General features: G+C 57.7%; 20 protein-coding genes and 1 tRNA gene. 9 read left to right on the top strand and 12 right to left on the bottom strand.

Annotated features, from left to right (window positions below):
* The first annotated feature begins 67 nt into the window (after positions 1 to 67).
* From glmS to BN4275_RS06920, 3 genes are all read left to right on the top strand, one after another.
* Complete coding sequence (gene glmS, locus BN4275_RS06910; RefSeq protein WP_066455891.1) at positions 68 to 1,894, top strand: glutamine--fructose-6-phosphate transaminase (isomerizing); 1,827 nt, start codon at positions 68 to 70, stop codon at positions 1,892 to 1,894.
* 198 nt (positions 1,895 to 2,092) lie between these two features.
* Complete coding sequence (locus BN4275_RS06915) at positions 2,093 to 3,610, top strand: DUF1538 domain-containing protein (protein WP_066455894.1); 1,518 nt, start codon at positions 2,093 to 2,095, stop codon at positions 3,608 to 3,610.
* Between the two features lie 16 nt (positions 3,611 to 3,626).
* Positions 3,627 to 4,316, top strand: a complete 690-nt coding sequence (locus tag BN4275_RS06920) for a P-II family nitrogen regulator (RefSeq protein WP_066455897.1) — start codon at positions 3,627 to 3,629, stop codon at positions 4,314 to 4,316.
* A gap of 72 nt (positions 4,317 to 4,388) precedes the next feature.
* Here BN4275_RS06920 and BN4275_RS06925 read toward each other — a convergent pair whose 3' ends face one another.
* The 3 genes from BN4275_RS06925 to BN4275_RS06935 all read right to left on the bottom strand — a co-directional run bounded on the left by BN4275_RS06925 (position 4,389) and on the right by BN4275_RS06935 (position 7,870).
* Entirely contained in the window at positions 4,389 to 5,306 is a 918-nt protein-coding gene (locus tag BN4275_RS06925) for an AEC family transporter (RefSeq protein WP_066455906.1), read from the bottom strand.
* Between the two features lie 110 nt (positions 5,307 to 5,416).
* Positions 5,417 to 6,826, bottom strand: coding sequence for a glucuronate isomerase (gene uxaC / locus BN4275_RS06930; RefSeq protein ID WP_066455907.1), 1,410 nt, complete (start codon positions 6,824 to 6,826; stop codon positions 5,417 to 5,419).
* A gap of 51 nt (positions 6,827 to 6,877) precedes the next feature.
* Positions 6,878 to 7,870: a LacI family DNA-binding transcriptional regulator gene (locus tag BN4275_RS06935; RefSeq protein ID WP_066455910.1), complete on the bottom strand. Its 993-nt coding sequence runs from the start codon at positions 7,868 to 7,870 to the stop codon at positions 6,878 to 6,880.
* 244 nt (positions 7,871 to 8,114) lie between these two features.
* On the opposite strand from BN4275_RS06935, the gene BN4275_RS06940 reads away from it, so the two are divergent.
* Both BN4275_RS06940 and BN4275_RS06945 read left to right on the top strand, forming a co-directional pair.
* Positions 8,115 to 9,584 (top strand): tagaturonate reductase, encoded by a 1,470-nt coding sequence (locus tag BN4275_RS06940; RefSeq protein WP_066455918.1) that lies wholly within the window; start codon positions 8,115 to 8,117, stop codon positions 9,582 to 9,584.
* 76 nt (positions 9,585 to 9,660) lie between these two features.
* Positions 9,661 to 11,142 (top strand): UxaA family hydrolase, encoded by a 1,482-nt coding sequence (locus BN4275_RS06945; protein WP_066455921.1) that lies wholly within the window; start codon positions 9,661 to 9,663, stop codon positions 11,140 to 11,142.
* A gap of 76 nt (positions 11,143 to 11,218) precedes the next feature.
* Here BN4275_RS06945 and BN4275_RS06950 read toward each other — a convergent pair whose 3' ends face one another.
* Complete coding sequence (locus BN4275_RS06950; RefSeq protein WP_066455924.1) at positions 11,219 to 12,742, bottom strand: phosphohexomutase domain-containing protein; 1,524 nt, start codon at positions 12,740 to 12,742, stop codon at positions 11,219 to 11,221.
* 325 nt (positions 12,743 to 13,067) lie between these two features.
* On the opposite strand from BN4275_RS06950, the gene BN4275_RS06955 reads away from it, so the two are divergent.
* Positions 13,068 to 13,604: a phosphatase PAP2 family protein gene (locus tag BN4275_RS06955; RefSeq protein ID WP_066455927.1), complete on the top strand. Its 537-nt coding sequence runs from the start codon at positions 13,068 to 13,070 to the stop codon at positions 13,602 to 13,604.
* Positions 13,605 to 13,653: 49 nt separating this feature from the next.
* Here BN4275_RS06955 and BN4275_RS06960 read toward each other — a convergent pair whose 3' ends face one another.
* Positions 13,654 to 14,400, bottom strand: a complete 747-nt coding sequence (locus BN4275_RS06960) for a glycoside hydrolase family 25 protein (protein ID WP_066455932.1) — start codon at positions 14,398 to 14,400, stop codon at positions 13,654 to 13,656.
* A 201-nt stretch (positions 14,401 to 14,601) separates the two neighbouring features.
* Positions 14,602 to 14,693 (bottom strand) — tRNA-Ser (locus BN4275_RS06965).
* Positions 14,694 to 14,916: 223 nt separating this feature from the next.
* Between BN4275_RS06965 and BN4275_RS06970 the strand changes: the two genes are divergently transcribed.
* Positions 14,917 to 15,759, top strand: a complete 843-nt coding sequence (locus tag BN4275_RS06970; RefSeq protein ID WP_066455935.1) for a transketolase — start codon at positions 14,917 to 14,919, stop codon at positions 15,757 to 15,759.
* Between the two features lie 3 nt (positions 15,760 to 15,762).
* A complete protein-coding gene (locus BN4275_RS06975) occupies positions 15,763 to 16,710 on the top strand; it encodes a transketolase family protein (protein WP_066455937.1) in 948 nt (315 codons plus the stop codon).
* A gap of 405 nt (positions 16,711 to 17,115) precedes the next feature.
* Here BN4275_RS06975 and BN4275_RS06980 read toward each other — a convergent pair whose 3' ends face one another.
* The 6 genes from BN4275_RS06980 to BN4275_RS07005 are packed head-to-tail and all read right to left on the bottom strand — an operon-like array spanning position 17,116 to position 20,658.
* Entirely contained in the window at positions 17,116 to 17,466 is a 351-nt protein-coding gene (locus BN4275_RS06980; protein WP_066455940.1) for a NusG domain II-containing protein, read from the bottom strand.
* Positions 17,463 to 18,173 carry a PHP domain-containing protein gene (locus BN4275_RS06985; protein WP_066455943.1) on the bottom strand — a complete coding sequence of 237 codons (711 nt, stop codon included), beginning with the start codon at positions 18,171 to 18,173 and terminating at the stop codon, positions 17,463 to 17,465. The genes BN4275_RS06980 and BN4275_RS06985 overlap by 4 nt, the downstream gene beginning before the upstream one ends.
* Complete coding sequence (locus BN4275_RS06990; RefSeq protein WP_066455945.1) at positions 18,170 to 18,505, bottom strand: DRTGG domain-containing protein; 336 nt, start codon at positions 18,503 to 18,505, stop codon at positions 18,170 to 18,172. The genes BN4275_RS06985 and BN4275_RS06990 overlap by 4 nt, the downstream gene beginning before the upstream one ends.
* 9 nt (positions 18,506 to 18,514) lie before the next feature.
* Positions 18,515 to 19,843, bottom strand: a complete 1,329-nt coding sequence (locus BN4275_RS06995) for a [Fe-Fe] hydrogenase large subunit C-terminal domain-containing protein (RefSeq protein ID WP_066455948.1) — start codon at positions 19,841 to 19,843, stop codon at positions 18,515 to 18,517.
* 40 nt (positions 19,844 to 19,883) lie between these two features.
* Complete coding sequence (locus tag BN4275_RS07000; RefSeq protein ID WP_066455949.1) at positions 19,884 to 20,309, bottom strand: ATP-binding protein; 426 nt, start codon at positions 20,307 to 20,309, stop codon at positions 19,884 to 19,886.
* A complete protein-coding gene (locus tag BN4275_RS07005; protein ID WP_066455951.1) occupies positions 20,302 to 20,658 on the bottom strand; it encodes a DRTGG domain-containing protein in 357 nt (118 codons plus the stop codon). The genes BN4275_RS07000 and BN4275_RS07005 overlap by 8 nt, the downstream gene beginning before the upstream one ends.
* A 557-nt stretch (positions 20,659 to 21,215) precedes the next feature.
* Here BN4275_RS07005 and BN4275_RS07015 point away from each other — a divergent pair.
* A complete protein-coding gene (locus BN4275_RS07015; protein WP_066455956.1) occupies positions 21,216 to 21,713 on the top strand; it encodes an NADH-quinone oxidoreductase subunit NuoE family protein in 498 nt (165 codons plus the stop codon).
* Positions 21,714 to 21,717 lie beyond the last annotated feature (4 nt).

Below are 21,717 nucleotides of genomic sequence, written 5' to 3' on the forward strand. Positions count from 1 at the left end.
CCGCGCGGCACGGGCAGGTGGCTTTTGATACATCAATTTGAGCCGCGCGGAGAAATCAGAGGTTTCTATGTGTGGAATTGTTGGTTACGCCGGCAGGAAACATGCTGCCAGCGTCCTTTTGAATGCCCTTTCAGGGCTTGAATACCGCGGGTATGATTCGGCGGGCATCTCGGTTTTTTCCGGGGAAAGCATCCTGACTGTCAAAGCGAAAGGCCGGCTGCAATGCCTTGCCGACCGGCTGAAGGATAATCCTGCGGTTGAAAGGGCTGTCTGCGGGATTGGACACACCCGCTGGGCCACCCACGGCGAGCCGTCCGATGTGAACGCCCACCCTCACGCCACCGAAAAGCTTTCACTGGTACATAATGGGATCATCGAGAACTATCAGCAGCTTCGCAGCCAGCTTGCCGCGAAGGGTTATGAGTTTCTTTCCCGCACCGACACTGAGGTCGCCGCCAAGCTGATCGATTCGCTCTACGACGGAGATCCGGTTGATACCATCCGGCGCGCGTGCGCGCTTCTCGAAGGCTCCTATGCCTTCGCAATCGTCTTTGCCGACCGCCCGGGAGAGGTCTACGCCACACGGCTCGGCAGTCCGCTGATCGCGGCCAAAGGCGACGGGGAAAACTTTCTCGCCTCGGATGTCCCGGCGATTTTGCAGTATACGCGGGATTACTGCCTCATCGCAGAAGGCCAGATTGTGAAAGTCACTCAGGACGGGATCGCGCTTTATCAGGCGGACGGCTCCCCCGCTCCGGTGGAGATGCTGCGCGCCTCCTGGACGGTGGAACAGGCCCAGAAGGGCGGATATGAACACTTCATGCTTAAGGAAATCTACGAGCAGCCCCGCGCGCTCGCGGACACGGTGCATCCCCGCATCCTCGACGGGCTGCCCTCCTTTGAGGGGCAGGACGACATTCCGGAAGGTTTCTGGAAGCAGTTTGACCGGGTATCGATTGTGGCGTGCGGCACCGCGTGGCACGCGGGCATGGTTGGGAAATATCTGATTGAACGGTTGGCGCGCATCCCGGTGGAATGCAGCGTCGCGTCCGAATTTCGGTACTGCGACCCGATCCTTTCAAAGCGCACGCTGGTAATTGTGATTTCCCAGTCGGGCGAAACAGCCGATACGCTCGCCGCCCTGCGGCTCGCGCAGCAGAAAGGTACAACCACGTTGGCGGTGGTGAACGTGACCGGTTCATCGATCGCACGGGAAGCGGATTATGTCATCCATACCTTCGCGGGTCCGGAGATTGCTGTCGCCTCGACGAAGGCATATTCGGTCCAGCTTTCGGTGATGTACATGATCGCGGTTAAGCTGGCGCTGTGCGGCGGAAAAATCAGCGCGGACACGGCGCGCGATTTGACCGACGGCCTGCTCGAAGCGGTCGGCGCGGCAAAAGAGGCGCTTGCGCTCGACGATGAAATCAAAGCCTATGTCCAGCGCTACGAGGCGCTTAAAGACCTCTTTTTCCTCGGGCGCGGGCTCGATTACGCGCTTTCGATGGAAGGCTCGCTCAAGCTCAAGGAGGTCAGCTATATCCACTGTGAAGCCTACGCGGCGGGTGAACTCAAGCACGGGACCATCTCGCTCATCACGCCCGGCGTTCCTGTGGTGGCGATGGCCACACAGGAGGCGCTGCTGCCCAAAATGGTCAGCAACATCAAAGAGGTTCATTCCCGCGGCGCGGATGTCCTGCTCATCGGCAAGAAGGGGCTTGAGATCGACCCGGAAATTTACGGAAGGCGCTTCGATCTGCCCGCGCTGGACGATCTGTTTATGCCGATCCCGGGCGTGGTTGTGCTGCAGCTGCTCGCCTACCATACGGCGGTGCTGCGCGGCTGCGATGTGGATAAACCCCGCAACCTTGCAAAAAGCGTCACGGTGGAATAACCGTAATGCCTGATATACAAAAGCCAAAACCCCCGGCCTAACCGTGCCGGGGGTTTTTCTGTACGGAAAATTGACCGCTGGAACCTTTTCGGGTATAATGATAGTATTAAGAATATTAAGATTATATAAAGATTTCATAAAGATCAAAGGGGGTGGAACGGGGGCAGACCGATGTGACTAGATAAAGGGAGGTTACACATGAATAAAAATTTGAGAAACAAGATCAAGGAGGCGTTGGCCGCGGTTGTGCCAATCTGCGGGATCGTATTGCTTTTGCATCTGACCATCGCCCCGTTACCGGGCGGGACAATGGCGCTTTTCGGCGTTGGGATGCTGCTGCTGATCCTCGGTATGGGCCTGTTTATGCTGGGAGCGGATCTCTCCATGATGGCGATGGGCGAACGCATCGGCGCGCGCCTGAGCGAAAGCCGCAACCTGCTGCTTTTGGTCGCGGTATCCTTTGCCATGGGGATGTTCATCACCATCGCGGAACCGGACCTGCAGGTGCTGGCCACACAGGTGCCGTCAGTGCCCAATATGACCCTCATCCTGGCGGTTGCATTCGGCGTGGGGGTCATGCTGGTGTTTGCCCTGCTGCGTATTGTGTTTCAGTTTAAACTGGCGCACATGCTGCTCGTCTTTTATGCCATTGTATTCCTTTTTGCAACCTCCACGCCGCCGGGCTTTCTGGCGGTGGCGTTCGATTCGGGCGGCGTGACCACCGGCCCGATCACGGTTCCGTTCATCCTGGCGCTCGGCATCGGCGTGGCGGCGGTGCGCGGGGGCAAGACCGCCTATGAGGACAGCTTTGGGCTGGTTGGGATCTGTTCGGTTGGACCGATCATCGCGGTCATGCTGTTGGGCTCAACCTATCAGGCCGCGCCGGGCGGGGATGCCGCGGCGGTTGTCTCAAATCCCGCGAACGCGGCAGAGCTGGCCGGGCTGTTCCTGTACGGGTTCCCGCATTACCTGCGGGAGGTTGGACTCGCGCTTGCACCGATCATCCTGTTTTTTATCGTGTTCCAGATGTGCAGCCTGAAATTGCCTCGCAGCCAGCTCATCAAGATCGCGGTCGGCATGGTCTATACCTTTCTGGGGCTGGTACTTTTCCTCACAGGGGTCAATGTAGGCTTCATGCCCGCCGGCAACCTTCTGGGTGCAACCATTGCGAACCTGCCGTACAATTGGGTGATCATCCCGATCGGCATGGTGATCGGATTCTTTGTGGTCGCCGCCGAACCGGCCGTCCATGTGCTCAATAAGCAGGTGGAAGAGCTTTCGGGCGGGGCGATCTCCCGCCGCACAATGATGGCGGGGCTCTCGATTGGCATGTCGCTGTCACTTGGGTTTGCGATGACGCGGGTACTGACGGGAATCCATATCTTCTGGTTCCTGCTGCCCGGATATCTGCTGGCGTTGGCACTCACCTTTTTTGTGCCCGGCGTGTTCACCGCCGTGGCGTTCGACTCGGGCGGTGTGGCTTCCGGGCCGATGACCGCGACGTTCCTGCTTCCGTTTGCAATGGGCGCGTGCGGCGCTGTGGGCGGCAATATCCTGACCGACGCGTTCGGCATTGTAGCGATGGTTGCGATGACGCCGCTTGTGACCATCCAGATTCTCGGACTCATCTACCGGCTGAAAACCCGTGGCGGAACGCTGCAGGCACCGGCTGAAGAAACCGGGGACGCGGAAACCGTCGATATCATCGAGCTTTAAGGAGGGTTTGCGAGATATGTCGAATGAACCTGTAAAGATATCCCTGATCATAACCATCGTCAACCGCGGCCGCGGGGAAAAAGCGGCCGAGATCGCGGGCCGTTACGGCGGGCTTTTTAACCTGTGCATGCTTGGACGGGGCACTGCGGACAGCGTCCTGCTCGATTACCTGGGTCTGGGGGAAACTGAAAAGGATGTGATGCTCAGCGCGCTGGCATCGGCCAAAGCGCCGCTGCTGCTGTCTGAGCTCTCCGCCGGGCTGGAACTTGCACGAAATGGGAATGGAATCGCCTTCACCATCCCGGCCAGCAGCGTGGGCGGACCGAAAACGATGCATTTTCTGGCGGGCCGGGATACGGAGGCCTGTGAAGAGGAGGAAATCATGAACGAGAAGAAATGCGAACTGATCCTGACCGTCGTTTCCCGTGGATTGGCAGACCTTGTGATGGAGGCGGCCAAAGAGCATGGCGCGACCGGCGGCACCATCCTGCATGCGCGCGGCACCGGTATCCACGAGGCGGAGAAATTTTTCGGCATCCCAATCACGCCCGAAAAGGAAGTGGTTATGATCCTTGCGAAGAAGGAATGCAAGCGGGCGATCATGCAGGCGGTCTGTGAAAAGGCCGGCCTTTCCACAGAGGCGCACGGGATTTCCTTCTCGCTGCCGGTGGATGACGTGGTTGGCGCGTCGAGCTTCCAGGAGTGAGCTGACAAAATCAGAAAACAGAAAAAACGAACGGATACGGCATTGCCGTATCCGTTCGTTTTTTGTTTCAGGTTATACAGAGGTGAGCATCAAAACCGCGGTCATACACAGGATGCTGATCGGGATGCTGATCGAATTCATAACAGCCGAAGGGGCCGGATCGATGCCGCAGCGGTCGGTAAAGACCGGCGCGAGGCAGGAGATCGGGGAAAAGACCAGGAGCGCGATGATCTGGCGGTAGAGCTGCGGCAGCGGCAGCAGAAAATAAACGGCACAGGCAAAAACGGCCGAAAGCAGGTAACGGCCAGCGAGCACCCGGACGATGACGCGCGCGGCGCCGGTGCCGCGGCCAACTTCAAACAGCATACCGAGCATCAGCATGGCCAGCGGCGCGCTCGCGGAACTGATCATGGAAGCCACCGAGATGATTGGCTCGGGCAGCCCCACATGCAGCGGGGAAAGCGCCAGGAGCACGACGTATAAAACGAACGGCGGCATCGAAAAAAGTGAACGCAGCAGCGCACGCATGGAAAATTTGGCGCCGCCGCGGCCAAGCACCGCACAGGCAACCGAATAGCTGACCCCATAACACATGATCGAACAGGCGATGTCAAAGACGCAGACGACCACGATGGCGGCGCCGGAAAAGAAGGCCTGCAAAAACGGCAGCGCAAAGGTGCCAAGGTTGTAGGTGCAGGTGTTCAGGACACTGTAGGCCGCCTCCGGGCCAGGCCGTCTCCTGCCCAGCAGCCAGCCGGCGCCGAGCATCGAGAAATTGATGGCAAAGCTCACAAGCAATACCAAAAAGAGGTCATGATCGATTGAAACGCCCTGGAAGTTCACCAGGACGGCGGCCGGCACGGTCACGTTGACCAGCACCTTGGAAAGGACGATGCCGTCCTCCTTGCGAAACAGACCAACCCGCTTGAGGAAGTAGGCCAGCGCGATCAGAAACAAAAAACCGCATGCTTTGGTGAGGATGTCCGCCATGGGATAGCCTCCTTGCTGTCATGATCGTAAAAATGGGGCCGGGATTTCCCGGCCCCAGGGTTTGGCGGGATCAGAGGTGATCCCGCGCGGGGGATTTGCCCGATACCGGATCAGATGTCAAACCCAAAGAAATTTTTGGTATTGTTATAGCAGATATCCTCCACCATCTTGCCGAGCAGCTCGCGGTTGTCAGGATATTCGCCGTCTTCGACCCAGCTGCCAATCAGGTTGCAAAGGATGCGGCGGAAATACTCGTGGCGGGTGTAGGAAAGGAAGCTGCGGCTGTCGGTAAGCATGCCGATGAAGTTGCCAAGTAGCGAGAGATTTGCAAGGCTCACGAGCTGCTGCTCCATGCCGGCTTTGGTGTCGTTGAACCACCAGGCAGAACCGTGCTGGATCTTATTGTGATAACCGGCGCCTTGGAAACAGCCGAGCACGGTGCCAAGCATCGCATTATCCGCGCCGTTGAGGGAGTAGAGGACGGTCTTGGGAAGTTCGTCGGTGGCGTCGAGCGCGTCGAAGAAACGGGTCAGCGCAAACGCATCGAGGGTGTTGCCCATGCAGTCAAATCCGGTGTCCGCACCGAGTTTTTCGAACATGCGGGAGTTGGTGTTGCGTACCGCGCCGTAATGCAGCTGCATGACCCAGCCGCGGCGCGCATACTGGCGCGCAAGGAAAACAAGGATGCCGGTCTTATATTTGAGCACATCCTCCGCCGAAAGGGTTTTGCCGGCGAGCGCGTCCTTCACGATGCGGTTGAGCTCCTCTTTGGAAGCGGGTGCGTAGAAAGCGAAATCCAGCGCGTGGTCGGAGGCGCAGCAGCCCATCGAAGCGAAGAAGTCGAGACGGCTTTCAAGCGCGGCACAGACCGAATCAAAATCGGAGACCGCGACGCCGGAGACTTCGGAAAGGGTCTTGATGTAACCAGTATACGGGGCCTGCTCGATATTCATGGCCTTGTCGGGGCGCCATGCGGGCAGGACTTTTACCTCCCAATCGGGATCTTCCGCGAGCTTTTTGTGCCAGCGCAGGTCGTCAATCGGATCGTCGGTGGTGCAGATGAGCTTGACGTTCGATTTGCGGATGAGGCCCCGCACGCTCATGCTGGGATCAGCCAGTTTTTTGTTGCAGGTATCCCAGACCTGCTGGGCAGTCGCTTTGCCGAGCACGCCATCGTAATCGAAGTAGCGCTGCAGCTCGAGATGGGTCCAGTGGTAGAGCGGGTTTCCAATCGCCTTGTCGAGCGTCTCGGCCCAGGCTTCGAACTTGTCGCGGTCGCTGCCGGAGCCGGTCACATTCTCCTCCGGGGTGCCGTTGGTGCGCATCTGGCGCCATTTGTAATGGTCGCCCAGCAGCCAGGGCTGCGCGATATTTTCGAAACGGCGGTCCTCGGCGATTTCAGCCGGGTTGATGTGGCAATGATAGTCGATGATCGGCATCTTTGCCGCGTGGTTGTGATAGAGGTACTTGGCGGTTTCGTTTTGAAGCAGGAAATCCGCGTCCATGAATTTTTTAGCCATCTCAATCATCCTTTACTGTATTTTAAAATTGGGGTGAATAAAACGCAAAGGTTAGAACCGTGTGGTGCGCCGCTGGATAAGCTCCCCGGAGAGCAGGGTTTTGGAAGGGAAATCCTTGCCGCCGAAAACGCCGAACAGAGTGGAAATGGCGGTCATGCAGAGCGCCTCCACCCGGCTGTCGACCGTGGTGAGTTCCGGCTCACAGCAGCGGGACAGGATGGAGTTATTATACCCAATGATCGACACATCACGCGGGACCTGCAGGCCGTGGGAAAGAGAAGCCTTGATCGCGGCGACGGCAAGCTCGTCCTCGGAAGCGACCACCGCGTCGAACAGGACGCCGCTGTCAAAAAGCTTGCCCACCGCTTCGATGCCGCCCGCGATCCCGTGTTCGCAGTAGACGATGAGCCGTTCATCCACCGGCATCCCGGCCTGGGTGAGCGCCCAGCGGTATCCTTCGAGCTTCTGTTTGCCGCTGTAGGTATCGGTGTCATAGAGATAAACCACCCGGCGGCGGCCCGCGCTGAGCAGGCATTTGACGGCATCGGAGACCGAGCCGAAATCGTCGCAGAGGACACAGTAGACATTGTCCGCCTTGAGGTATCCGTTGATAAGGATCACCGGGACCTCCTGCGCGGCGGAAATGATATAGGAGACGTCGCCGCTGACAAAATGGGAGCCGACCAGGATCACCGCGTCAACCCGCTTGGAAAGCAGCACGCCAAGATAGCTTTTGCGGTCCTCCTGTTCGCTGCCGGTGCAGCAGAGCAGCGCGTCATAGCCGCGTGCGCGCAGTTCCCGCTCCAGTGCGGAAACGGCGGAGGCGAGATAGATATCCGAGACGTCCATGCACATGACGCCAACCGTTTTGATTGAGTTCAGCCCAAGCCCGCGTGCAAAGGCGTTCGGCGTATAGCCTTTTTCCGCCATGACGCTGAGCACCCGCTGGCGGGTGGCTTCGCTCACGCCCTTTTTTCCGTTGATGACGCGGGAAACGGTGGCGATGGATACGCCGGATTTTCGCGAAATATCATAAATAGTCATTGCAAAATCACCCCTGCAATTGCATTATAAGCGAAACGTAAGCGCTTTACAAGTGCTTTCACATTTTGAGAGAGAAATTCGTCAAAAGCAACAAATGCGGACGAAGATTTAGAAGGAAACCACAAGTTTTGAAAAAAGGAGATTAAAATTTATGGATGACTATTGACTTTTTTCAGAGCTGCATTTATGATGAAAACGTAAACGCTTACGTCGAAGCGAAAAAGATGGAGGAGACGATCTGAATATGAAAAACCTGAACAAAGACATGGCCAAAAAAGTTTCCCGCCCCATCGCCGTCATGCAGTACGGCGAAGGCAATTTCCTGCGTGCTTTCGTGGATTATATGATCGATATTGCAAATGAAAAAGGGGTGACCGATATGGGCATTGCAATCGTCAAGCCCATCACCTTTGGTTCCCTTGAGCGTTTTGACGCCCAGGACAACCTCTACACCGTGGTTCTGCGCGGCCGTCAGGACGGCAAAACCGTCAACGACGCACGCATCGTCACCAGCGTCGAGGAAGCGGTCGACGCCTACACCCAGTACGACCGCTATATGGAAATCGGGTGCCTCGACACCCTGAAGATCATTGTTTCCAACACCACTGAAGCTGGCATCGTTTTTGACGAGACCGATAAATTTGAAAGCACACCGCCCACTACCTATCCCGGCAAACTGACCAAGGTTCTCTATGAGCGCTTCAAGAAATTTAACGGCGCCGCTGACAAGGGCGTTATCATCATCCCCTGCGAGCTCATCGAGCACAACGGAGATAAACTGAGCGACTGTGTCAACAAGTTTATCGACCTGTGGAAGCTCGGCGAGGACTTCAAAGCCTGGGTCAATGAAAACTGCACCTTCTGCTGCACCCTGGTCGACCGCATTGTCACCGGCTATCCGCGTGACAGCATCGAGGAGATCACCGCGCAGCTGGGCTACAACGACCAGCTGGTCGACACCGCCGAGCCCTTCGGGCTCTGGGTCATCGAGAGCAAGAAACGCGACATCTCCGGCATCTTCCCGATCGATAAGGCCGGCCTGCCGGTTGTCTTTACCGACGACCAGACCCCGTACCGCGAGCGCAAGGTCCGCATCCTCAACGGCGCGCACACCTCCACTGTCCTGGCCGGCTACCTGGCGGGCTTTGAGATTGTGGGCGAGATCATGAAGGACCCGGATGTCCGCAAATATATGGAGACTGCGGTTTTTGAGGAGATTGTCCCGACCGTCCGTCTGCCGCACGACGAGGTTGTCGCGTTTGCCAACTCGGTATTCGAGCGTTTCGAGAACCCATTCATCCGTCACCGCCTGCTCGACATTTCGCTCAACTCGGTTTCCAAATGGAAAGCCCGCGTGCTGCCCTCCTTCCGCGACAATGTCGCCAAAAACGGCAAGCTGCCGAAATTCCTGACCTTCTCGTTCGCGGCGCTGCTCGCCTTCTATACCTCCGATACGCTTGTCGACGGCGTCCTCAAAGGCAGCCGCGGCGGCGAGAGCTACGACATCAAGGACGACGCTGCGGTGCTTGCGTTCTTCGCGAAGAATTCGAAAGCGCTTTCGTCCAAAGAATTTGTACAGGCGGCAGCTTCGGAAACCCGTTTCTGGGGCGAGGACCTCACCAAATACGAGGGGTTTGTCGATACTGTCGCTGCATACCTTGATGCCATTCACAAAGACGGCATGAAAGCCGTTGTGCATGAACTGGTAAAATAAAGACCTTTTCGCGGACGGCTTCGCAGATAAACGCGGAGCCGTCCTGCCGTCAGAGTAAAGATACAGGAGGATCTCCATGGTAAATTTCATTAAAATCCATCCCGATGACAATGTTGGCGTCGCGATCCGCCCGATTGCCAAAGGCGAGACGGTCGACGCGGGCGGCGTGCAGGTCACGGCGCTTGAGGAGATCAAAGCCGGGCATAAGATGGCGCTGGCCCCGATCAAAAAAGGCGAAAACGTCATCAAATATGGCCACGCCATCGGGTCCGCGCAGGCGGACATCGCAGCTGGCGAATGGGTGCATGTCCAGAACCTGCGGACCAATCTGAACGACAAGCTGGAATACACCTATTCCCCCGCCCTGCGGAATATTTCCCCGGAAAAGCCTCAGACTTTCCAGGGCTATGTCCGTCCGGACGGCAAGGTTGGCGTTCGCAACGAACTCTGGATTATCCCGACGGTCGGATGCGTCAACGGGATCGCGCAAATCATCGCGCGCGAGGCGCAGGAGCTGGTAAAAGGTTCCATTGACGGGCTTTATGCCTTTGCGCATCCATATGGCTGCTCCCAGCTTTCGGAGGACCATAAGATGACCCAGAAAGCCCTGGCAGGGCTTGTAAACCATCCGAACGCGGGCGGCGTGCTGGTGCTGGGGCTCGGCTGTGAAAACAACAACATCGGTGAATTCCAGAAGGTGCTGGGAGAGACCGACCCGCGCCGGGTCAAGTTCCTCAACTGCCAGGACGCGGATGACGAAGTGGCGGCGGCAGTCGGACTGCTGCGTGAGCTGGCTGAATATGCGGGCGGTTTCCAGCGGGAGGCCTGCCCGGCCGACAAACTGGTCATCGGACTCAAATGCGGCGGCTCGGACGGACTGTCCGGCATCTCCGCGAACCCGCTGGTCGGCGCGTTTTCGGATATCTTGGTCGCGCAGGGCGGTACCAGTATCTTGACCGAGGTGCCGGAGATGTTCGGCGCGGAAACCATCCTGATGAACCGCTGCAAGGACGAGGCGACTTTTGAAAAGACAGTCGCGCTCATCAATAACTTCAAAGATTATTTCATCCGCTATGGGCAGGAGATCTATGAGAACCCATCCCCGGGCAACAAAGCGGGCGGCATTTCAACGCTTGAGGACAAATCCCTCGGCTGCACCCAGAAGGGTGGCAGTGCCACTGTCATGGACGTGCTCGCTTACGGCGACCCGGTCAAGGCGCATGGCCTCAACCTTCTGCAGGCGCCGGGCAACGACCTGGTTGCGTCGACCGCGCTGGCGGTTTCGGGCGCGCAGATCGTACTGTTCACAACCGGCCGCGGCACACCGTTCGGCTGCCCGGTACCGACTGTAAAGATTTCCAGCAACACCCCGCTCTATGAGCGCAAACGCGGCTGGATCGATTTCAACGCGGGCGCCTTCGTAGACGGCACGCCGATGGAAGAGCTCTCCCGCACCTTCTATGATTATATCCTGTCGGTCGCATCCGGCGAGCACACCACCGGCGAAAATCACGGCGTGCGCGACCTTGCGATCTTTAAGGACGGCGTCACCCTTTAAACCGAGCACAACATGTGCAAGAAGGCCCCGGCAAATCAAAGGATTTGCCGGGGCCTTTTTTCGTTTATGGGATCGGCTATTTTTCAAGCGGCGACAGATCAAGCCGGTCAAACCCAGTGAGCAGCTCCTTTGCGATGGTGACGATCCGGTCGCAGTCGCCGGGACGGTTGCCCTCGAGGTTGAGCGGCATGAGCGGGTCGTGCAGCGAAAGCCGCAGCAGCATCCAGCCCTGCGTTTCGGTCCCGGTGAACGAAAGCCGGACCCCCTCGTAGGAATTCGGCGCGACCGTGTAGCCGGCGGCCTTCGCACGGCCCTCAAATACCTTGAGGACCTCCTGCCCGTAGGCTTTGAAGTTTTCGCCCAGAAGGTTCATGCGGTATTCGCGGCATTCGAACTGCCGGGGGAGCTTCTCGATAAGCGAATCCACCTGCTTTCCCTGCCTGCGGGCGTTTGCGGCGGCGATCAGCAGCTTGACAGCCAGATAGGCGCCATCGTCGAGAAAATAATTTTCGGAAAGAGCGCCGTGGCCGGAGGTTTCAATGGCGAGCGGCGAAACGGTGCCTGCGTCATTGAGGCGTTTGGACTCGTTGATGACATTTTTATAGCCACGTTTGAAGCGGTGATGCCGAAGGTGCAGCGTATTTTCAAGAAAATCGGTGAGCTTGTCGGAGGTGACCGAGTCGGTCACAATGGTCGAGCCGGGGTAGTCCTTTGCAAGAATGGCGGCCATCATCGCAATAATCGCATCGCGGCAGACCTCGGTGCCGTCGTGCAGCACAGCGGACATCCGGTCGACGTCAGTATCAAAAATAATCCCCAAATCGGCATGATTCGACACGGTCGCGTGGCGTATGGCGTCCATTGCCGCTTTGTTTTCCGGATTTGGGATGTGGTTGGGGAACATGCCGTCCGGCTCCAAAAACTGGCTGCCGGTGGTGTCCGCGCCGAGCGGAGCCAGGACCTGCTCAACAAAGAACCCGCCCGCTCCGTTGCCAGCGTCGACCACGATTTTGAGCCCGGCGAGCGGGTGGTCATAGTCCTGCGCATTCACGCCGAGGCGGATTTTTTCGCAGAGGCTTTTGGCATAAAGCGGAATGAGGTCGGCCTTGCCTGCGGCGGAAAGATCCGCATCCTGGGCCGAAAGCAGCGCCGCGGTTTCGAGCAATGCGGTGATATCGGCCTTTTCAAGCCCGCCGTCCGGGGTGAAAAATTTAAGGCCGTTCCGGTTATACGGCAGGTGGGACGCGGTGATCATAATGGAGCCATCAAAGGCGGTCTCTGGAAATACGATTGACATGAACATCGAAGGCGTGGAAGCGAGCCCGCAGTCATAGGCCCCGACGCCTTGCGCGAGCAATCCCGCGAGCACCTCGCGCCCCAGCGCGGGCGCGGAAATACGGGAATCGTGTCCAACGCCGATTTTCAGCTCATGAATGGGTTTGCCGGATTTTTCAGAAAGCCAGCGTGCGAACGCCGCCGCAATCCGGTTCGCGGCCTCTCCGGTCAACGTGACCGGCTGTCCTTCGACGCCGCCGACGGCAACGCCGCGCACATCGCTGCCATTTTGCAGCTTCAGGATATTTTCCCGGGAAATAGACATACGATAAGCCCTCCTCAGACGAAAATAAATACAGCCCACAAAAATAAGCGCATACCGCCTTTGGCGGCAAATCCGCGTTTATTATAGCACAGCGGCAAGCCTTTCAGGCTTGTGCGCCGCTTTGCGGCGTGATCCCAGCTTGTGCCGGGATCCGCTGTGATGCAATAAGCGCGGCGCGCAGCAAAGCTGCACTGGGCCCGCCTAGTGCGGGCGGCAATTGGCAGAAAGCCAATTGCCCGCGCTTATTATAGCACATTTCCGACATGGTTTGTTGCAAAATTTCCAAGTTTCGTGCTAGAATGTTCCACAGAAAGGAGGAGAACCGATGGAGTGGCTTTTACAGGCGGATCTGGCCGTTACAGGCTGGATCAACACACATCTGCACACGGCGCTTCTGGATGCGGTGCTGCCGTTTGTCACTACGCTCGGCGACAACGGCTTTATCTGGATTCTTTTTACCGTCTGCTTGCTGCTGTTTAAAAGGACCCGCCGCTGGGGGATGGTCTGCGGGATCGCTCTGCTGACCGGCTATCTCACCGGCGAGGTGTTCCTAAAAAATCTGGTGGCCCGTGCGCGGCCGTTTACCCATCTTGAGGGCTTTCAGCTGCTGATCCCCGAACCCGCGGGTTTTTCGTTTCCCTCTGGGCATTCGGCCTCCTCTTTTGCGGGCGCGACCTCTCTTTTTTTTATGAACCACAGAAACGGCTGGTGGGCGTACCCGCTTGCGGGCCTGATCGCGTTTTCACGGGTCTATCTTTCGGTGCATTTTGTCACCGATATAACGGCGGGGATTCTTTTGGGGGTGGCGAGCGCCTTTTTTGCCCGTTGGCTCTGTGACCGTTATCTGGCCCGAACCCCATAAAAAGAAAACGCGGCTTTCGTCAAAAGGCGAAAGCCGCGTTTGTATTCCTTCAGCCCTGATACTGGTCGATAAGTGACTGCATCCCGCTGATGAGCGCGCGGTTGCGCGCGCGTTCCGCTTCGTAGAGCGCTTTATAGTCAGTGCCCACGGGAGTGAGATGGTTGTAACCGCCTTCCCGGATGATCGTGGGGTAATCTTTATAGCTCACATCCAGGTCGATCGCGCCGGTCACACCGGGGATCGAACCGGAACCGCTGTACTGCCAGATGGAAGTCTCGCCCTGATAGGTGAGCCGGTCGGCATATTGCGCCACCCAGTGGTCGTATTTCTGAAGCTGGCTGTCATAGATCCAGTTTTCATACCAGTCCTTGGAGGCGTACATCATGGGGTAGTAGCCCTGACGGCGTACCTCCTCCAGAAATGCGATGCAGATGTTGGTGCGCTTCTGACGGGTCAGCGCCATGATCTGGCCGTCATATTCCTGGTCAAACGCCACCGGATAGGTGAGCTGGTATGGTGCGATGGCTTTGAGGCAGGCGTCTGCCTCGATACGCGCCTGTTCTTCATTTACCGCGCGGCTGTACCAGTAAACGCCGGTATCAAGTCCGGCCGCCTGCGCGTTCTTGAGCTGCTGCACAAAAGATTTGCTGATATAACCCGAAAAGCCACTGGTACTGCGCAGGCCGTAGCCAACCCGCACCATGGCGAACGCGCGCCCGGAGATTCTGACGGCGTCGAAGTTGACCAAGCCGGTTCCGCCGTTATTGTTGGAACTGGTGTCCACGCCTTCATACATGGATATCCCTCCTCCTTCCCCAAATTGTCAAAATGCGGCAGGACCCGGCTAAATCCGCGCAGGCCCCGCGACGCTTGGGGATATTTTTCGATCCGCGCCGGGAAAAGCGCGGATACCACAGTGTATGCAGGAACGGGGGAATCCTTTCCCAAGGCGGAACGAGAAAAAGCCTCCGCACAGTTTTTTGTGCGGAGGCTTTGCTGGCGGAAGCGGTGGGATTCGAACCCACGGTCCCTTTTACAGGATTACTCGATTTCGAGTCGAGGCCGTTATGACCACTTCGATACGCTTCCTTATCAGAACTGGAACACCCAGTTACGGATCATTATTATATCAGGACTGGCATGAAAAGTCAATGATCTTTGTGAAAATCATTCCCGGAATGAAGTTTTTTCGGTATGGGAACCTTCTTGATTATTTTGGGGATGTGTATTATGATAAGAACGGAAATTTGGGACGGGCGCCGGAAGGCGGCGGCCAGTTTACGGAAGTTTGAAAGGGGAAAGGAAGAACACTATGGATCAAAAACGCGCAAAAGAACTGGAGATTATCGCTACGAAGATCCGCCTTGCTGCATTGGATGCGGTTTATACCGCTGCTTCCGGGCACATAGGAGGATCTTTGTCGGTTGCGGATATTCTGACGGTGCTTTATTTTGAAAAAATGCATATTGACCCCCAAAACCCCAGAGACCCGGAGCGGGACCGCTTTGTGCTCTCCAAAGGGCATTGCACGCCCGCGCTTTATCCCACGCTCGCGCTGCGCGGCTACTTCCCGGCGGAGGATCTGAAGCTCTTCCGTTCGATCGAAGGGCATATGTCCGGCCATCCGGATATGGTGCATGTCAAAGGGGTGGATATGTCCACCGGCTCGCTGGGACAGGGCCTTTCCGCGGCGGTCGGCATGGCGTTGGCCGGAAAGATTGACGGGAAATCCTACCGGGTGTATGCTGCCGTGGGCGACGGCGAGGCGGAAGAAGGCCAGATCTGGGAAGCCGGGATGGCCGCCACGAAATACCATCTGGACAACCTGTGCGTATTTCTCGATGTGAACGGCCTGCAGATTGACGGCGCGACTGCCGATGTCATGCCTTCCGAGCCGCTCGACAAGAAGTGGGAGGCGTTCGGCTGGAATGTTCTGAAGATCGACGGCCACGATTACGCGGAGATTTCCGGCGCGCTCGACAAGGCCGAAACTGTAAAAGGCAAGCCGACCATGATCCTTGCCAGGACGGTCAAGGGCAAGGGCGTCTCCTACATGGAGAACAACGCGGGCTGGCACGGCAAAGCGCCCGGCAAGGAACTCTATGAACAGGGGCGGGCGGAACTTGAAGCATTTTTGAAAGGTCTGGAGGGTTAAACGATGGGAGAAGTAATTGCAACGCGCGCGGCCTACGGAAAGGCGCTTGTGAAATTCGGCGGGCTCAACCCGAACCTGGTGGTGCTTGACGCGGACCTTTCCGCCGCCACCATGACCAATGGCTTCGCCAAGGAATATCCGGATAAATTTTTTAATATCGGCATTGCCGAGGCGGATATGGTCGGCATCGCCGCGGGCCTTGCGACCTGCGGGAAGATCCCGTTCGTCAACTCGTTCGCGATGTTTTCGGCTGGCCGCGCTTGGGAACAGGTGCGCAATTCGGTCTGCTATCCGCGCCTGAACGTCAAGGTGGTCGGTTCACACGGCGGCCTTTCGGTCGGTGAGGACGGCGCTACCCACCAGTGCTGCGAGGATTTCGCACTGATGCGGGTAATCCCTGGTATGACGGTGCTCTGCCCCTGCGACGGCAACGAAATGACCGCCGCTGTGGAGGCGCTCATGAGCTATGAAGGGCCGGTCTATATGCGCCTTGGGCGACTGGCGGTCGAAACGGTGACCGACACAATCCCAGGCTATCACTTTGAAATCGGCAAGGGCGTACAGCTGGTGGATGGGTCGGATGTCACGATTATCGCCATTGGCATGATGGTGCAGGAGGCGCTCAAAGCCGCAGACCTGCTCAAGGCGGAAGGCGTTTCGGCGCGCGTGATCGACATGCACACGATAAAGCCCCTTGATACCGAAATGCTGCTCAAGGCGGCCCGGGAGACCGGCTGCATTGTGACGAGTGAAGAGCACAATGTGATTGGTGGGCTTGGCAGCGCGGTGAGCGAATTCCTTTCGGAGAACTGCCCGGTTCCGGTGGTCAAGCACGGTGTGGAGGATCAGTTCGGCCGTTCGGGCAAAGCGCCGCTGGTGATGCAGGCCTACGGCCTCACGCCGGAGAAGATCGCCGCGAAGGCGAAAGAAGCGATCGCCAAAAAGAAGTAAACCAAATCAAATGTTTCGTCAACCTTTTCAAAGGTTGCGGGGGTCGCGGGGACGGCGTCCCCGCGCCGCGCTTCGCAAAGCGCGGAATCCTGTTTGGGCCCGCGGCCCTGCTGTAAGCGTATTTGGGGGTCCGGGGGGATTTACAAGAAAAATCCCCCCGGACCTTTCCGATTCCACAGGCAAAAACCAGCGGCCGGACGGCGTATGCCGTCCGGCCGCTTTTTACGTTTCGTATCAATCGGAACCGGATCGGGAATGGGGAGCCGCGTGCCCCGGCTCCCCAAACCCCTCTCTCGCTTGCAGTGGGCGCCGCGGCGCCAGGCTGCGGGGGACGCCGTCCCCCGCGCCCCCGGCAAACCTTTGAAAAGGTTTGATCGAAACTTTTGTCCGGGACCGGCTCGCCGATCAATTCAATTCGTCGCGCGGGTAACAGACGAGCGTCACCCGGTTGGGCATGCAGACCGCCCGGTCGCCCGGGCTTTCGCACCAGCCCGCCTTCTCACAGATGTGGTCCGGGCAGGTCACGTTCACAAAACGGATCTTCCCGTCCAGCACCTCAAAACTGACCGGCTTTCCTTTCAGTGTGAAAACCTCATCCTTTGCGTGTGCGAGATCGATCCGCCGGACTTCCTGGGAATCCGCTGTAATCACCGCGATCGTGTCGCCGCCGCGCGGCCGGTACAGATAAAATCCCCACGCCGCGCAGGCAACGAGCAGTGCGGCGATGAGGACGATTTCAAATTTACGTATTTTCATAAAAGCCTTGCCGCCAGTCCCGCGAAGTCAACCGTCTCCAGATGGATGCAGCGCTCGCGTTCGGCGATATCCTCCAAATAATGCGCGTCAGAGCTTGTGACAATATAATACCCTTCCTTGAGATCGGCATGTGCGCCGTCCCCGAAAAAAATGTCCGGCTTGGCAACCTCAAGCGTGCGAAAGCCGCATTCCGGCGGGATGAAACCCAGGTTCGAGAGCACGCTGTAGGAATTGCGGTCGACATGCGCCGGGTAACAAAGCCCGCCGTAGGACTGCACCAGCGCGGGCACGTCGGAAATTTCGATCGTGGTCGCATTGACCAGGAGCTTTTTTACACTGCCCGCGACCGCATCGTTTTCATCCAGGATGAACTGGTCGCCGAAAATGGACGGCTCATTGTCGATGTCCGCGAGCCGTTCGTACACATAGGAATCGAACGCCATGGCGTTTTCGAGCGTGGGAAACAGACAGACCACATGGATTTCCTCCGCTGTGGTCAGCTCCATGCCGGGCAGCACCTGAAGGCCGCTGCCCTCGGCAGCCTTCAGGATCGCCGGGCAGTTTTTGCAGGAGTTGTGGTCGGTCAGCGCGATCAGGTCCAGTTCCTTCAAAAGCGACATGTTCAGGATGTTGTTGGGGGTCATGTCGTTGTCGCCGCAGGGCGACAGACAGGAATGGATGTGCAGATCGTAGAAAACCGGCTTCACGGATGGAGCTCCCGGTCGATCTCCCTTGCCGTATCGTAAACCGGCCGCGGTGAGGCAAGCACCGCGATGTCGTTCTGTTCGGCTTTCTGTTTCGCTTCGTCGTCGAACTGCGCGCCTTCGGCCAGCACCACACAGGCCACATCGGCCAAAAGCGCCACAGCCATCGCGTTGACATTCCCCATCACCGTCACCCAAGCGCTGTCCGCCGGGGCGCGTCCCATCACAAAACTCAATAAATCGCAGCAGTAGACGCATTCGATTTCCCGTCCGAGCGCCTCGCCTCCGGACAGGACCGAAAGCCCCAGCTTCTGCGCCGCCTGTTGTACCGTCATCCGATCACCTCATTTGTCGTTCTGTTCGTCATCCACCGCCTCGGAGGGACGCGGCATGAATTTCGAGAGCCGGGAGAGGCCCTCCGCCATGGCACGCATTTCGTCGCGCAGCTTGAAGATGCAGGCCTCCTCAGTGGAAAACCCGCGCACGATATCCTCGGCCAGCGCCTTGCAGGACGGCGCGCCGCAAGAGCCGCAGTCCATGCCGTAGAGCCGGCCTTCGATCTCGCGCATCTTGTTCATCTTTTCCATCGCGACCTTGAAGTTCTCATCGAGCTCGAGCACCGGCTCGTATTCGACCGGCGCGTCCCACTGATAAGGGGAGATTTCGTCGTCCGGCAGATGGTTGCAGGAAACCGGACGGTATTTGCGGATACGTTTGAGCTTGGCTTTGGCGACATACGGGTTCTCGACGGTCAGCACGCCGCCGACGCAGCCGCCGGAACAGGCGTTGAGCTCGACGAAATCGAGGTCGTAGAACTTCTCGTCCTCGAGATCCTCGAGGACGCGGATGACGTTTTCGATCCCGTCGGCGGCCAGATACCGCTCCTTGAGAGCGGCTGCCGCCTCTCCCCCGCTGCTGCCCCAGCCGATGCCCATCCGGCCAGCCTGGGTCAGATCGACCGTCTGCGGGACGTTTTTCATCAGCGAGATGAGCTTCGGGTAGACCTCGCGGATGGCGATCACCGCGTCGACCGCGCTTTTTTCCGCTCCGAGCGGCATCTTGACAGCCGTCACCTTGGCCGGGCAGGGGCTGATGAAGATGACGCCGATCTCCTCCGGCGCGAAGCCGGTCTTTTCCATCGCCGCTTTGCGCGCGAGCCGCGCGGCAACCTCGATGGGCGCGTGCAGCGGCAGGACGTTGTCAATGAGTTCCGGGAAGCGCACCCGGATGAGCCGCAGGACAGCCGGACAGGCGGAGGAAATGACCGGCCGCTTGACATCGGGCCGGGCCATATATTTGCGGGTTGCGTCCGAAACGAGCTCGGCCGCCCGCGCGACCTCAAACACCTCGTCGAACCCCATCATCTGCAAAGCGCCGAGGATGATGTCGATGTCGTCAAGGTTGTTGAACTGCCCATAGAGGGCGGGCGCGGGGAGCGCCACCTTGTATTTATAGGTATCCATGACCGAAAGCGGGTCAAAGATGGCCTGTTTCGCGTGGTGCGGGCAGACGCGGATGCACTCGCCGCAGTCGATGCAGCGCTCCTTGATGATGCGCGCCTTACCTTCCCGCACCCGGATCGCTTCGGTCGGGCAGCGTTTGACACAGTTGATGCAGCCGTGGCATTTGTCACGGTCGAGCGTCACCGAATGGAAAAAATTTGCCTTGTTCATCGCAATCTCCTTCACAGGAGCGTTGGGATGGCGCCGGGGTCTAGGCCACGTGAACCTTCATGTCCACGGTGGTGCCTTCTCCCACTACGCTTTGTATCTCCATCTCATCGCTGTATTTTTTCATATTGGGCAGTCCCATACCTGCGCCGAACCCAAGGTTGCGCACGCTTTCGGGCGCGGTGGACCAGCCTTCCTGCATGGCAAGGCTGATGTCCTTGATGCCGGGGCCGTGGTCGACCAGAGACATGGTGATGCATTCGGGGGAAATCTCCACCGTGATATGCCCGCCGCCGCCATGGATGACCATGTTGATTTCCCCTTCATACATCGCAATGGCTACCTTGCGCACCACGTTCGAATGCAGGCCCAGCTTTTTGAGCACCGCCTTGACGTCGCTGGAGGCCTCGCCCGCACGGGTGAAGTCATCGCCGGGCACGTCGTATTCGAGCTTGATTACCTCAGACATCGCTTTCACAACCGCCTCTCAATCCATTGCTGTAAAGCAGCCCGCAGGCCGCGAACATCCGGTATGGGGTGGTCATCACCGCGATACCGCGTTCCTGCGCGAGGTCGATGATCGCCTGGTCGGGCTGCTTTCCGCGCACAAAGACGATGCAGACCATGTCCATCATTTCGGCGGTGCGCACCACCTGGGAATTCACAAGCCCGGTGAGCAGCACGCTCTGGTCCTTGACAAAAGCCAGTACGTCGCTCATCATATCGCTGCCGCAGGCGGTGTGCACTTCGGCGCCGAGGCCGTCGCCCTCACAGAGGACGTCCGCCTTTAAAATTTCCTTGATATCCTGAACTGTCATAGAGGATACTCCTTTCAAGATGTTGCATGGGGCTGGCTGTTTGTCCTTTCCGACAAATATTTACCCCTGCATTATAACATTTTGTTTAATTTTGTGCAATGGATAAACGGCACCAATCGGGTTTTCAAAAGCTGTATAATCTGCACGCGCCCACGATGTATTTTGTGGGAAAGCGGGTGAAAAAGCCGGCGCATGAAAATCAAAACGGCCGCGGCAGAGCCGCACGGCCATTTTGGATTGCGGAGCAATAAAAAATATACATGGCTGCTCAAAAATATTTTGGCATTAACGCCGAATAAAGAAAAAACACCACAAATATTTTGTATTTTTCCAACAGAAAAACATGTAAAAGATCTGGACGGCCATATCAATATCTGTTATAATTGTAACAATTAAGCTGGATGCGTGCGCGTAGGCAATGTTTGCCTGTATGGATATCCTGATGTCGTTCCCGCGGACACCTGTGATTCGGCCAATTCCCGGCCGCGGTTTCCGGAGGAGTTTTTATATGATATCCGGTGCGCGCACCGCCAATTATTCAAGGAGGTAAAGACTAGATGGCGAACACCAAAACGGTCGTACCTTTCAAAGGGACGCCGGAACAGGAAGAGAAGCTCAAGGCGCTCATGGCACAGCACAGGGGAGAAAAGGGAGCGCTCATGCCGGTGATGCAGGGTGCGCAGGAGATCTATGGCTATCTGCCAATCGAAGTGCAGAAGATGATTTCCGAAGGCATGGATATTCCGCTGGAAGAGATCTACGGCGTGGCCACATTCTACGCGCAGTTCACCCTCAACCCGAAGGGCGAGCACAAGATTTCGGTCTGCCTGGGAACGGCCTGCTATGTCAAGGGCGCGGGCGATATCTTCAACAAGCTCTCAGAGAAGCTCGGGATTTCGAGCGGCGGATGCACTCCGGACGGAAAATTCAGTTTGGACGCCTGCCGCTGTGTCGGCGCATGCGGGCTTGCTCCGGTCATGATGATCGACGATGAGGTCTATGGCCGGCTGACGGTTGATGAGATCGATTCGATCCTGGCGAAATACGGCGCCTGAGCGT

Origin of the sequence: Anaerotruncus rubiinfantis (genome assembly GCF_900078395.1) — a bacterium.
Classification (GTDB): Bacteria; Bacillota; Clostridia; order Oscillospirales; family Ruminococcaceae; genus Anaerotruncus; species Anaerotruncus rubiinfantis.